Consider the following 11985-nt stretch of genomic DNA (forward strand, 5'->3'; position numbering starts at 1 on the left):
CTTAGACCCGCGCAGGTTATCACGCTTGGGCGTGGTCGGTTGGGAGGGTGATCGGCAAAACCCATTTGCGCTGGATCAAACAAGCCAAACATGGTTAAAACCGCTCAAAACTCAGGGGTATTCACGCTTATCATGGGTTATGAACCGCTTTGTCTCTATTGCCATCCTCAGCTTGGCCATTGGTTTGGGGAGCGGCCCCACCCAAGCCACAGACACGGTGTCGCCCGGCCAATTGCCCGACGCCTTGCAGGGCATGTGGCGCAATTACCAACCCGACTTGGGTGAATTGGGTCGCTGCGCAGTGGCCTATGACAGCCACACCGACCGCGACAAAATGGTGTTCACCTGCTCGGTGGGCATACGCATCACCGCCGAGGGTGAGCGCCGCTCGCTGGCCCGTTGTGAAGAAATGCGCAGCGCCAAAGCCATCCGCACCGCTTGTCGCTTGGTGCGCCCTTAAAAGGCTGCAGACCCTGTCTTCGCGCTGATGGCCGCGCTTGGCGCGTCAAAGGGCCAGAGCGGACCCGTACAAAGCAACGGAGCAGGCCATGGCAACGCCCCACACCACCGAACGCAGGCTGGCTTTGTCAGTGATGTAGCAATAAATATAGGCCAAGCGCGCCAGCACAAACACTGCCGACAAGGCCTGAATGCGCCCGGCATCCACCTGGGCCAGGCTGGCCACGATCACTCCGACCGCAAAAAACGGAAACGCCTCAAACGCGTTGGCCTGGGCGGCATTGGCACGTGCCCGGGCCCCGCTTTGTTGCGCCAACCACTGGCGCGGGTTGTGGTTGTCGTAATGGGCAAAACCCCACTTGGCCACGGCGGTGGCCAGCAAGGGCATCAAGCCTGCCATCAACAGGCAGGCAATGGTGGTGTTGGTCATCACAGTGGGGGCTTTCGGTTCAGGGTTCGAAGGATGGTTGGGTGCAGTTTGGGAGGCCAAGCAGGCGCAAGCCTTAGGCCCCAGCCAAGGCTGTCTCTACGGCCTTGGCCACGCTCAGCAATTCAGCATCATGGCCATTGGCGCGGGCGAGCATCAAGCCCACGGGCAAATCGCCTGGGGCTTGGCAGGGCAAGCTGATGGCGCAACCGTCCCAGTAATTGATGGCAAAGGTGTTGCGCAGCAACAGCCGGTTGGCGGCAAAAAAAGCGGCATCGCTGGCGCAGGTTTCCGCGATGGGCGGGGCCACCATGGGCACGGTGGGGCAGATCACCGCATCAAAGCCTTGCAAGGCTTGGTTGGCGCGGCCTATCCAGGCTTGGCGCTGGTCGATCATGGTCAGGTAGTCGGCGGCGCTCACCCCTTGCCCGAGCGCCATGCGCTGGGCCACGCGCTGGTCAAAGCGATCGCCATCGGCCGCCAAACGGTGGCGGTGCGCAGCATAGGCCTCGACCGGCGAGAAACCGCCTGGGGCATTGAGGGTGGCGATCTCGCCCAAACCTGCCCAAGTCACCTCTTCGATCAAGGCACCGGCCGCCGACAAGCGCGCCAAGGCACGCGACAAGGCTTTGGACACCTCTGCGTCGAGTTCGTCTTGCATCAAGGTGGTGGGCAAAGCCAGGCGCAGGCCTTTGACCGATCGCTCACGCAGGGCTGGCGTTTGGCCACTGAGAATGGCGTCAAGCAAGAGCGCATCGTCCACGCTGCGGGTGATGGCGCCCACGGTGTCGAGCGAGCGCGCCAACTCCATCGCCCCTTGGCGCGTCACCCGCGATTGGCTGCCTTTGAAACCCACCAGGCCACACAGGGCGGCGGGAATGCGCAGCGAGCCGCCGGTGTCCGAACCCAAGCCGGCCACGGCCAAGCCCAGGCCCACCGACACGGCAGCCCCTGAAGAGGATCCCCCGGGGATGCGCGCCACCGCCGCGTCCGCCGGGTTGGCGGGCGTGCCCCAATGCGGGTTGTAGCCAACCCCAGAAAAAGCAAACTCGCTCATATTGGTTTTGCCCAGCAGGGCCGCACCGCTGGCGCGCAGCGAGGCCACGGGGGGTGCGTCTTGCGTGGCCGGGGCTTCGTTGGCGCACACCACGCTGCCCGAAGTGGTGGTTTCACCGGCCACGTCAAACAGGTCTTTGATGCTGACCGGCAAACCCGCCAAAGGCCCCAGATGCACACCGCTGCGCCGCTGCGCGTCGGCATGGCGTGCGCTGGCCAAGGCGGACTCGGCCCACAGGCGGGTGAAGACATGGGCCGCCGCTGGCTGAGCGGCCAGGGCCAAAGACTGCTCAACCCAAGCCTCGCAAGTCGTGAGGCCATTGGCCAAAGCCTGCTGCAAGTGGGTCACATCGGATGATCTGGACGGTGGGTGGGCCATGGTTTTCTCAATGGTTAATCAGATACGGAATCACAAGGCGTTGATGCGCCGGGCCAACTCGACATCACGCGGAGTCACCCCGCCGGCATCGTGCGAGTGCAAGCGGATCGACACCCGGTTGTAGGACTGCGACCAGTCCGGGTGGTGGTCCATGGCCTGGGCCAGCAATGCCACTTGGGTGACAAAACCAAAGGCCTGAACGAAGTCGGCGAACTGCCAATCGCGGGCCAAACAGGGGTCTTGGGCCTGGTAGGTCCACCCCGGCAAGGCGGCCAAGGCGGCTTGGATATCGGCATCTGGCATCACGGGGGGCATGGTCGTGTTGGGCGATGGGTATCGCGGTGAATCAGGGCTGACCATTGTGCCAAAGCACTGGCGCGGTCCAGGCGATGGCGTGCGGGCTTATAAAAACTCAGGCGACTGCACGCACATCAACACCGTTTGCGCAAGCCCATCCCGCTGGCGCGAGCGCAGCCACCAGACGGAACCTTTGCGCACACTCAGACCCGACTCGGGCACGCTCAAGGCCAGGGCCAAGATCTGCCCCAGCCAAGGCTGGTGCCCCACCAGCAAGGTGGGTGTTTTTTGGGCTGGCCAATGCACCAAGTTGAGCAGTTGTTCAGCCTGGCCATCGGGGGACAACTCATCACGCACCTTGTATTTGCGCCCCAAGCACAGCACGGTTTGCTCACAGCGCCTGGCCGGGCTGCTGAGGATGCGGGTGCTTTCGGGCAATTGGCGCTCCAACCACTGGGCCATGCGCAGGGCTTGCTTTTCACCCCGGGGGGTGAGTTCGCGCTCAGCATCGCTGCCCCCGGGTGCGGCTTCTTCGGCTTCAGCGTGGCGCCACAAAATCAGGTCCATGGTTCAGGCCTTGTCTTGGTAGCGCGCCATCAATGCTTTTTGGACACTGAGCAAGGGTGACGGGCTGTCTTTGGCCAAATCGATGTAATTGCCATCGCCTTGCAAGCTCCATGCGTTGGCGGTGTCGTGCAAGTAGGCCACCAAACACTCGTCAATGATGCGCTGGCGCAAGACCGGGTCGTTGATCGGCCATGCGAGTTCAACGCGGCGCAGCATGTTGCGGTTCATCCAATCGGCACTCGACAGGTACAGCGACTCGTCTGCGCCACTGCGGAAATAAAACACCCGCGAATGCTCCAAAAAGCGCCCAATCACCGAGCGCACACGGATGTTGTCGGTGTGGCCGGGCACCTGGGCGGGCAAGATGCAGGCGCCGCGAACGATCAGGTCAATTTTGACGCCGGCACGGCCCGCAGCCATCAAGGCGCGCACCAGTTCTTCATCGGTGAGGGCGTTCATTTTGGCCACCAGCCGGGTGGACACGCCGGCTTTGGCGGCCTGGGTCAATTGCTCAATTTTGTCCAGCAAGCGGCGTTGCAAATGAAAGGGCGCGACCCACAGTTGCTGCAAGCGCGGTGGCCGGTTTTGGCTGGCGAGCAGGCCAAACACGCTTTCCACCTCGGCGGTGAGCGCGCTATCGGCGCTCAAGTGGCTGATGTCGGTGTAGAGCTTGGCGGTTTTCGGGTTGTAATTGCCAGTGGACAGGTGCACATAGCGCCGAATGTGTGACCCCTCGCGGCGGCTGATGAGCATCATTTTGGCGTGGGTCTTCAGGCCCACCACCCCATACACCACCTGGGCGCCAATGCGCTCGAGCTTTTCGGCCCAATTGATATTGGCCTCTTCGTCAAAACGCGCCTTGAGCTCCACCACCACCGTCACTTCGATGCCACGGCGCACCGCCTCGGTGAGCAAGTCCATCATGGCCGAGTCGGTGCCGGTGCGGTAAATGGTTTGCTTGATGGCCAACACCTGCGGGTCGTGCACGGCTTCGCGCAAAAACGCCAACACCCCGTCAAAACTCTCAAAGGGCTGGTGAAACAACATGTCGCCTTTTTTGCGCAATTGCTCGAACACCGAACCGCGAGAAACCATCTGGGCTGGAAAGCTGGCACGGTATGGCGCAAACAGCAACTTGGGTTTGTCGATCAAGTCGATCAACTGGTTCAAGCGCACCAGGTTGACCGGGCCATGCACCCGGTACAAAGCTTGGGCCGGCAAGTCAAACTGCTGCAACAAAAAGTCAGCCAAAAAGGCAGAACACCCCGATGACACCTCCAAGCGCACAGCAGCCCCGTAGTTGCGGTGCTGCAAGCCTTGGCGCAAAGCGGTGCGCAGGTTTTGAACATCTTCAGAGTCCAGGGCCAAGTCGGAATGTCGGGTGACGCGAAACTGGGAAAACTGACCCACCTCACGACCTGGGAATAAATCGCTCAGATGGGAGCGAATGACGCTGGACAAAGAGACAAACAAGATTCTTTTGCCCGCCAATTTGTCGGGCAGGCGAATGACGCGGGGCAATACCCGTGGCACCTTGACGATGGCAATTTCGTTTTCACGCCCAAAGGCGTCTTTGCCCGATAAACGCACAATGAAATTGAGCGATTTGTTGGCCACCTGGGGAAATGGATGGGACGGATCCAAGCCCACCGGGGTGAGCAAAGGCTTCACCTGGTTCTGAAAATAGGATTTGACCCACTGTTGTTGGGCATGGTTGCGCTCGTTGTGCGACAAGATATGGATACCGCTTTTGGCAAAGGCAGGCAGCAAAGACTCGTTGTACAACTGGTATTGCTCATCGACCAAGGCATGGGCACGCTCACTGATGCGGTCATGGCTGTGCGGACTGAAGGGACCCGTATGCTTGCCTTGGCGCGAAGCGCTCAGATGCAACTCGGCACGCACTTCAAAAAACTCGTCCAAATTGGACGACACGATGCATAAATATCGCAAGCGCTCCAGCAAAGGCACATCGGTGCGCCGCGCCCAGTCCAAAACGCGCAGGTTAAAGCGCAAGATGCTTTCGTCGCGGTCAAGCAATGGCAGGTGGTCAGCGCGGTCTGGGGTAGGTGGGTTCACAGCGGTTCATTCAAGCATTCAAGCGTTGAAATCATCTTAAGTTGCACATTCGGCTAATTTATGACATCCATATGACGTAAATGTGACATGCATCAAACGATGCCCATATGGCCGCCAGGCGGTTTGACTGCGGCCAGTGCAGGACAGGCGATGCGTTGCGGGGGCGGACTTGAAACCGTTCAACGGATCGCTTGGGCGATACCCATCAAGTCCGCGGCAGGGTTTCCACCATGCGCTGGGCCAAAGCCAACGAGCGCTGGGCGTCTGAAGATTCCACCATGATGCGCAGCAACGGCTCAGTGCCACTGGGTCGTACCAGGACGCGGCCTTGTGTGCCCAACTCGGCTTGCACCTGCTCGATCTCATGCTGCAAAGGTTTGTGGACCGTCCAATCGAAGCCCTTGGGCGTGCGCACATTGAGCAAAGTTTGGGGAAACAAGCTCACCCCTTCCAGGATCTGCGCCAAGGTTTTCTGCTGGTTCACGCAGGCTTGCAGCACCTGCAAAGCGCTGACCATGCCGTCACCGGTGCTGTGCTTGTCCAAGGCCAGCAAGTGGCCCGAGCCCTCGCCCCCCAGGAGCCAACCGCGCGCCTCCAAAGCCTCGAGCACATAGCGGTCGCCCACCTTGGCGCGCACCACCTCCACCCCTTGGGCGCGCAAAGCCAACTCCACCGCCATATTGGTCATCAAGGTACCCACCACCCCTGGCAGGGGCAGGTTTTGGCGCAACCGGTCCTGGGCCAGCACATAGAGCAATTCATCGCCGTTGTACAAACGACCTTGGGCATCGACCATTTGCAAGCGATCGGCGTCGCCGTCCAATGCGACGCCATAGTCAGCCCCATGCGCCAACACCGCAGACACCATGGCCTCCGGGTGGGTGGCTCCCACGCCTTGGTTGATGTTGAGCCCGTCTGGCGCGCAGCCCATGGTCACCACCTCGGCACCCAACTCTTGGAACACCTGGGGGGCCACTTGGTAGGCCGCGCCATGCGCGGCATCGACCACCAGCTTCAAGCCTTTGAGGCTGAGTTGGGCGTCGACCGTGCTTTTGCAAAATTCAATGTAACGACCCGGCGCATCGTCCAAACGCCTGGCTTTGCCCAGGGCTTGTGAGCTGGCCCATTCGGGGGGTTGCTGCAAGCGCGCTTCCACCGCCAGTTCCCAAGCATCGGGCAACTTGCTGCCATGCTGGTTGAAGAACTTGATGCCGTTGTCCGGATACGGGTTGTGACTGGCGCTGATCACGACCCCCAATTGGGCGCGCTGGGCACGGGTGAGGTAGGCCACCGCTGGCGTGGGCAAGGGGCCGAGCAACAGCACATCGACACCGGCCGAATTGAAGCCCGACTCCAAGGCCGACTCGAGCATGTAGCCGGAAATGCGCGTGTCTTTGCCAATCAAGACCTTGGGCCGGGGGTGGTCTTGCTTGAGAACCTGCCCCACCGCGTGGGCCAGCATGAGCACAAAGTCGGGTGTGATCGGGGCTTGGCCCACGGTGCCGCGGATGCCATCGGTTCCAAAATACTGTCGGCTCATGGGGTTGTCTCCGAAATTTTTTTCATCATCAGGCCGTGGCGGGCTCAGGGCAATCAGGCCTTGGGCTGGGTTGCGCGGCCACCCACACCTTGACCGCGGCCATGGTGTCGGCCACATCGTGCACCCGCAACACGCGCGCGCCGCGCTCGAGGGCCAGCACGGCTGCGGCCACACTGGGCACGATGCGCTGGTCCACGGGCAAGTCGGTGACGGCACCCAGGGAAGATTTGCGCGACCAACCCAACAACAAACCGTGGCCCAATTCCAGCAGTTCTGCTTGCCGCGCCAACAACTCGAAATTTTGCGCGACGGTTTTACCAAAGCCAATGCCGGGGTCCAGCAAAATGCGCTCGCGCGCCACGCCCAGCGCATCCAGGCGCTGGGCGTGATGTTGCAAAAAATCCTTCACCGCCCCCATGGCAGCACCCACCATGGGCTGCACTTGCATGGTGGCGGGCTCGGCGTGCATGTGCATCAGGCACACACCGCACTGGCCATGCGCGGCCACCACTTCTGCGGCACCGGTTTGGCGCAAGGCCCAAATGTCGTTGATGATGTCGGCACCGGCGTCCAAAGCCAATCGCATCACCGCTGGCTTGCAAGTGTCCACTGAGACCGGCACCTGCCAGCCCACCGCTGCTTTCACCACAGCTTGGATGCGGGCCCATTCGGTAGCGGCATCCACCGCTGCAGCCCCCGGCCGCGAAGACTCGCCGCCGATGTCCAAAATGTGTGCGCCCTCGCGCAGCAAGCGCTCGGCATGCGCGATGGCGGCAGTCGCCTGGGGGTGTTGGCCGCCATCGGAAAACGAGTCGGGGGTGACATTCACGATGCCCATCACCCAAGGCTTGGACAGATCCAGGCGAAACCGCGTGGTCTGCCAAAAAGACGCATGGGGCCGAAGCCCCATGTGGTGGTGATCCATGCGCTGGCTCAGGCCGTGGACGCCGCTGGATTGGTGGTCGCCGTCGCATTGCCGCCGCCGTCACCGCCCGATGGGGGCGGTGTGCGCGCCACCCAGTCTTTGTGGGGGCTGGGCTTGCGACCTGCCATGATGTCATTGAGTTGGTCGCTGTCGATGGTTTCCCACTCCAACAAGGCATTGGCCATGGCGTGCATCTTGTCTTGGTTATCCTCGATCAATTGGCGCGCCAAGGCATATTGGCGGTCGATGATGCTGCGCACCTCGGCGTCCACCTTTTGCATGGTCGCTTCGCTCATGTTGGTGGTTTTGGTCACCGAGCGGCCCAAGAACACTTCACCCTCGTTTTCGGCATAAACCATGGGGCCCAGCGCCAAGGACATGCCATAGCGCATCACCATGTCGCGGGCGATTTGGGTGGCGCGTTCAAAGTCGTTGCTGGCGCCGGTGGTCATTTGCTTCATGAACACCTCTTCGGCAATGCGACCCCCGAACAACATGCTGATTTGGTTGAGCATGTATTCGCTGTCGTAGCTGTAGCGGTCTTTTTCGGGCAGGCTCATGGTCACGCCCAAGGCGCGACCGCGCGGAATGATGGTGACTTTATGCACAGGGTCGCACTTGGGCAATAACTTGCCGATCAAAGCGTGGCCAGACTCGTGGTAGGCCGTGTTGCGCCGCTCTTCCTCGGGCATGACCATGCTCTTGCGCTCGGGTCCCATGAGGATTTTGTCTTTGGCTTTCTCAAAGTCTTGCATCTCGACCACGCGGGCGTTGCGGCGGGCGGCCATCAGCGCGGCTTCATTGCACAGGTTGGCCAAATCGGCGCCACTCATGCCAGGGGTGCCCCGGGCAATCACGGCGGCATTCACGTCCTGGCTGAGCGGCACTTTGCGCATGTGCACGTTGAGAATTTGTTCACGGCCACGGATATCAGGCAAGGTCACATACACCTGGCGGTCGAAACGGCCTGGGCGCAACAAAGCAGCGTCCAAGATGTCGGGGCGGTTGGTGGCAGCCACCACGATGACGCCCAAGTTGGTTTCAAAGCCGTCCATCTCGACCAGCATTTGGTTAAGGGTTTGCTCACGCTCGTCGTTGCCACCGCCCAAACCGGCGCCGCGTTGACGGCCCACCGCATCAATTTCATCGATGAAGATGATGCAAGGTGCGTTTTTCTTGGCGTTTTCGAACATGTCGCGCACGCGAGCGGCGCCCACGCCAACAAACATCTCCACGAAATCAGAACCCGAAATACTGAAGAAAGGCACCTTGGCTTCGCCGGCAATGCCCTTGGCCAACAAGGTTTTACCGGTTCCAGGAGGGCCCACCAGCAATAAGCCACGGGGAATACGGCCACCGAGTTTTTGGAATTTTTGCGGGTCTTTCAAGAAGTCGACCACCTCTTTGACTTCTTCTTTGGCCTCATCGCAACCGGCCACATCGGCAAAGGTCACGGTGTTGTTGTTTTCGTCGAGCATGCGCGCTTTGCTTTTGCCAAAGCTGAAAGCACCGCCTTTGCCGCCGCCTTGCATTTGGCGCATGAAGTACACCCACACACCGATCAGCAACAGCATCGGACCCCAGCTGACCAACAAGGTCATGAGCAAAGAGCCTTCTTCGCGCGGTTTGACATCGAACTTGACGTTGTTGGCGATCAGGTCGCCGACCAAGCCGCGGTCGAGATAGGTGGCTGTGGTGCGCACCTTGCGGTCATCGGTGGTGATGGCAACGATCTCGGTGCCGCCTTGGCCTTCTTGGATGGTCGCGGTTTTGATGCGCTTGCTGCGCACCTCATCCAAGAATTCTGAATACCCCAGATACCCTGAGCCAGGCCCGGCGGTCTTGTCAAATTGTTTGAACACGGTGAACAGCACCAGGGCAATCACCAACCACACCGCGATTTTGGAAAACCATTGATTGTTCAACACATGCTCCGACAAGTTACACCCAAGCCCCAAAACGGGTACCAGGTAGCTTGAGACCATTTTAGGCTTTTCAATCCCCCCTAGACGCCCATGGGGGTAAAACACGGGTCAAGGGCGAAAACCTGGGCTTTTTATCAGGGGAAATGAACAAAAACCCAACAAACCAAAGGGTCAGTTCAGGGCAATCAGCCCCATACCCACCAAAAAGGTCTCGGATGACTTGTCGCGACTGGCCTTGGGCTTGATGGGTTTGACCACCTTGAAATGGGCTTTGAACAGCTTGACCCATTGGGCATAGCCACCGCCATGAAACACCTTGACCACCAAGGCGCCTTGGGGCTTCAAATGGTGCTGGCAAAAATCCAGTGCCAGCTCGACCAAATGCTCAATGCGGGCTGAATCCACCGCCGCCAATCCAGACAAATTGGGCGCCATGTCTGACACCACCACATCCGCCAATCGGCCATCCAAAGCCAGCACCAAAGAAGCCAGCACCGATTGGTCGCGCAAGTCACCTTGCAAAAATTGCACCCCTTCAATGGGCTCCATGGGCAACAAATCCATGGCAATGATGGTGCCCTGCAGTGCGCCCATGGCAGCACCTTGTGGTGACAAACGCCGACGCATGTATTGGCTCCAAGCCCCAGGCGCGCTGCCCAAGTCCACGAGCACCTGTCCGGGCTTGATCAAGCCCAGGGTCTCATCGATTTCTTTGAGCTTGTAAGCCGCACGGGCGCGAAACCCTTCTTTTTGCGCCAACTTGACGTAGGGGTCGTTGACATGGTCATTGAGCCACGACTTGTTGACTTTTTTGCTTTTGGTTTTGATTTTCATGGGCCAACCTGGGTCGGGGGATAATACCTTCCATGCCCGCTATATTTCTCACTCCCGCTCAGCGCAAAGAACACCGCGCCCTCGCCCACCACCTGGATCCGGTCGTGATGATTGGCAACGATGGATTGACCGCCTCTGTCCAAAAAGAAGTGGACGCTGCTTTGCATGCCCACGGCCTGATCAAAATCCGCGTCCTGGGTGACGACCGTGCCGCCCGCGAAGCCATGCTGCAACAAATGTCTGAAGCTTTGAGTGCAGCGCCGATTCAACACATTGGCAAATTGCTTGTGTTGTGGCGGCCCAAGGCCGAGAAAAAACGCGTCATCGACGAGGACCGCATGCCAGGGCCGCGCGAGGTCAAGGTGCTCAAGTACAGCAGCCGGGGCGGCCAACGGCCAGAGGTGAAACGGCTGCAAGTGCTGGGCAATCAGCGATTGACGGCTGGCGGGCAAGTCAAACGGGCCAAACCCAAGCAACGCTCGATCAAAAAAACCAGCCAAAGCTGAGCGGCCCCACCCTGGCTTCAGGGCTGGTTTGTCTCGGAAGACGCAGGCACGGGCGCATCAAGCGTGGGCATGCTCAAACGCCACACATGCATGGCCAGACAGGCCCACTGCAATACCCAAAAAATTGTGCCCAAGCTGTGCCACAGCAACATGTTGTCACGCGCCACAATTCGTGGGGCGATGCCCCACTCCACGATGACCGCCAACAACATGGCCGCCAAGATCAAAACGCTGGGCACTTGCGGCCGACCCCGCAAACGGTCGATGTGACGTTGGACCAACAAGCTGAACACGCCACCCACCAAGCCCACCCAAGCCTGGGCACTGAACAGATGAGCGGCCAATCCACCGGCCATGGCCTTGGTCGGGGCATGGGCAAACAACAAGGGCACGACCCATGCGCCCAAGGCCGTCAGGCTGCCCCACCACACGGCAGCGACCAGCCACATGCTGCGCTGCCAAGCCATCAAAGGTACGACACCTGGATGATTTCGTAGCGCCGCTGGCCCCCCGGGGCCTGAACCACCGCCACATCACCACTTTCCTTGCCGATCATGGCGCGCGCGATAGGACTGCTGATGTTGATCAACCCCAGCTTGAGATCGGCCTCGTCTTCACCCACGATTTGATAGGTGACGCGGTCGCCAGAATCCTCATCCTCCAACTCCACGGTGGACCCAAACACCACTTTGCCCTCGGCATTCAGGCCCTTGGGGTCAATGACAGACGCCATGGACAACTTGCTCTCGATGTCTTGAATGCGCCCCTCAATGAATCCCTGGCGGTCTTTGGCCGCATCGTATTCGGCGTTCTCGCTCAAATCACCTTGAGCTCGGGCCTCGGCAATGGCTTGAATCACCCATGGTCTGTCCACCGTTTTGAGTCGGTGCAGTTCTTCCTTGAGTTTTTCCGCGCCGCGCAAGGTGATGGGAATGGTGGCCATGTCTCGACATCCTAAAAAAAACCGCCGGGGGTCGCCCCCCAGCGGTGT

At 60.1% G+C, this 11985-nt stretch carries 13 protein-coding genes; 2 read left to right on the forward strand and 11 right to left on the reverse strand.

The window, feature by feature from the left end; genetic code table 11:
* Window positions 1-139 precede the first annotated feature (139 nt).
* Entirely contained in the window at window positions 140-460 is a 321-nt protein-coding gene (locus AC8GFZ_RS08675; protein ID WP_506644437.1) for a hypothetical protein, read from the forward strand.
* Window positions 461-505: 45 nt separating this feature from the next.
* Here the strand turns inward: AC8GFZ_RS08675 and AC8GFZ_RS08680 are convergent, their stop codons facing one another.
* From AC8GFZ_RS08680 to AC8GFZ_RS08720, 9 genes are all read right to left on the reverse strand, one after another.
* Window positions 506-889 carry an MAPEG family protein gene (locus AC8GFZ_RS08680; RefSeq protein ID WP_506644439.1) on the reverse strand — a complete coding sequence of 128 codons (384 nt, stop codon included), beginning with the start codon at window positions 887-889 and terminating at the stop codon, window positions 506-508.
* Between the two features lie 73 nt (window positions 890-962).
* Complete coding sequence (locus tag AC8GFZ_RS08685) at window positions 963-2321, reverse strand: amidase (RefSeq protein WP_506644441.1); 1359 nt, start codon at window positions 2319-2321, stop codon at window positions 963-965.
* 30 nt (window positions 2322-2351) lie between these two features.
* Window positions 2352-2636, reverse strand: a complete 285-nt coding sequence (locus AC8GFZ_RS08690) for a 4a-hydroxytetrahydrobiopterin dehydratase (protein WP_506644443.1) — start codon at window positions 2634-2636, stop codon at window positions 2352-2354.
* A gap of 87 nt (window positions 2637-2723) precedes the next feature.
* The gene (locus AC8GFZ_RS08695) at window positions 2724-3185 is read right to left on the reverse strand and encodes a SixA phosphatase family protein (protein ID WP_506644444.1); all 462 of its coding nucleotides are present in this window, start codon (window positions 3183-3185) and stop codon (window positions 2724-2726) included.
* Window positions 3186-3188: 3 nt separating this feature from the next.
* On the reverse strand, window positions 3189-5264 hold the full coding sequence (gene ppk1 / locus AC8GFZ_RS08700) for a polyphosphate kinase 1 (protein WP_506644446.1): 2076 nt from the start codon (window positions 5262-5264) through the stop codon (window positions 3189-3191).
* A gap of 205 nt (window positions 5265-5469) precedes the next feature.
* Window positions 5470-6804: a phosphoglucosamine mutase gene (glmM, locus tag AC8GFZ_RS08705; RefSeq protein WP_506644448.1), complete on the reverse strand. Its 1335-nt coding sequence runs from the start codon at window positions 6802-6804 to the stop codon at window positions 5470-5472.
* 28 nt (window positions 6805-6832) lie between these two features.
* Window positions 6833-7729, reverse strand: coding sequence for a dihydropteroate synthase (folP, locus tag AC8GFZ_RS08710; protein WP_506644450.1), 897 nt, complete (start codon window positions 7727-7729; stop codon window positions 6833-6835).
* 8 nt (window positions 7730-7737) lie between these two features.
* Window positions 7738-9654, reverse strand: coding sequence for an ATP-dependent zinc metalloprotease FtsH (gene ftsH, locus AC8GFZ_RS08715; RefSeq protein ID WP_506644452.1), 1917 nt, complete (start codon window positions 9652-9654; stop codon window positions 7738-7740).
* Window positions 9655-9825: 171 nt separating this feature from the next.
* Window positions 9826-10488 (reverse strand): RlmE family RNA methyltransferase, encoded by a 663-nt coding sequence (locus tag AC8GFZ_RS08720; protein ID WP_506644454.1) that lies wholly within the window; start codon window positions 10486-10488, stop codon window positions 9826-9828.
* A 32-nt stretch (window positions 10489-10520) separates the two neighbouring features.
* Here AC8GFZ_RS08720 and AC8GFZ_RS08725 point away from each other — a divergent pair, with 32 nt between their 5' ends.
* Window positions 10521-10994, forward strand: coding sequence for a YhbY family RNA-binding protein (locus AC8GFZ_RS08725; protein WP_506644456.1), 474 nt, complete (start codon window positions 10521-10523; stop codon window positions 10992-10994).
* Between the two features lie 17 nt (window positions 10995-11011).
* Here the strand turns inward: AC8GFZ_RS08725 and AC8GFZ_RS08730 are convergent, their stop codons facing one another.
* Window positions 11012-11443, reverse strand: coding sequence for a DUF4149 domain-containing protein (locus AC8GFZ_RS08730; RefSeq protein ID WP_506644458.1), 432 nt, complete (start codon window positions 11441-11443; stop codon window positions 11012-11014).
* A gap of 17 nt (window positions 11444-11460) precedes the next feature.
* A complete protein-coding gene (greA, locus tag AC8GFZ_RS08735; RefSeq protein WP_506644460.1) occupies window positions 11461-11937 on the reverse strand; it encodes a transcription elongation factor GreA in 477 nt (158 codons plus the stop codon).
* Window positions 11938-11985: the final 48 nt, after the last annotated feature.

The sequence above is a fragment of the Limnohabitans rimovensis (SeqCode) genome, assembly GCF_965234775.1.
Lineage (GTDB): Bacteria > Pseudomonadota > Gammaproteobacteria > Burkholderiales > Burkholderiaceae_C > Limnohabitans > Limnohabitans rimovensis.

What these genes read in the sequence shown, in the direction of transcription:
- AC8GFZ_RS08675 (WP_506644437.1), top strand. Translation starts at nt 140, where the DNA reads ATGAACCGCTTTGTCTCTATTGCCATCCTCAGCTTGGCCATTGGTTTG.
- AC8GFZ_RS08680 (WP_506644439.1), bottom strand. Translation starts at nt 889, where the DNA reads ATGACCAACACCACCATTGCCTGCCTGTTGATGGCAGGCTTGATGCCC.
- AC8GFZ_RS08685 (WP_506644441.1), bottom strand. Translation starts at nt 2,321, where the DNA reads ATGGCCCACCCACCGTCCAGATCATCCGATGTGACCCACTTGCAGCAG.
- AC8GFZ_RS08690 (WP_506644443.1), bottom strand. Translation starts at nt 2,636, where the DNA reads ATGCCCCCCGTGATGCCAGATGCCGATATCCAAGCCGCCTTGGCCGCC.
- AC8GFZ_RS08695 (WP_506644444.1), bottom strand. Translation starts at nt 3,185, where the DNA reads ATGGACCTGATTTTGTGGCGCCACGCTGAAGCCGAAGAAGCCGCACCC.
- glmM (WP_506644448.1), bottom strand. Translation starts at nt 6,804, where the DNA reads ATGAGCCGACAGTATTTTGGAACCGATGGCATCCGCGGCACCGTGGGC.
- folP (WP_506644450.1), bottom strand. Translation starts at nt 7,729, where the DNA reads ATGGATCACCACCACATGGGGCTTCGGCCCCATGCGTCTTTTTGGCAG.
- AC8GFZ_RS08720 (WP_506644454.1), bottom strand. Translation starts at nt 10,488, where the DNA reads ATGAAAATCAAAACCAAAAGCAAAAAAGTCAACAAGTCGTGGCTCAAT.
- AC8GFZ_RS08725 (WP_506644456.1), top strand. Translation starts at nt 10,521, where the DNA reads ATGCCCGCTATATTTCTCACTCCCGCTCAGCGCAAAGAACACCGCGCC.
- AC8GFZ_RS08730 (WP_506644458.1), bottom strand. Translation starts at nt 11,443, where the DNA reads ATGTGGCTGGTCGCTGCCGTGTGGTGGGGCAGCCTGACGGCCTTGGGC.
- greA (WP_506644460.1), bottom strand. Translation starts at nt 11,937, where the DNA reads ATGGCCACCATTCCCATCACCTTGCGCGGCGCGGAAAAACTCAAGGAA.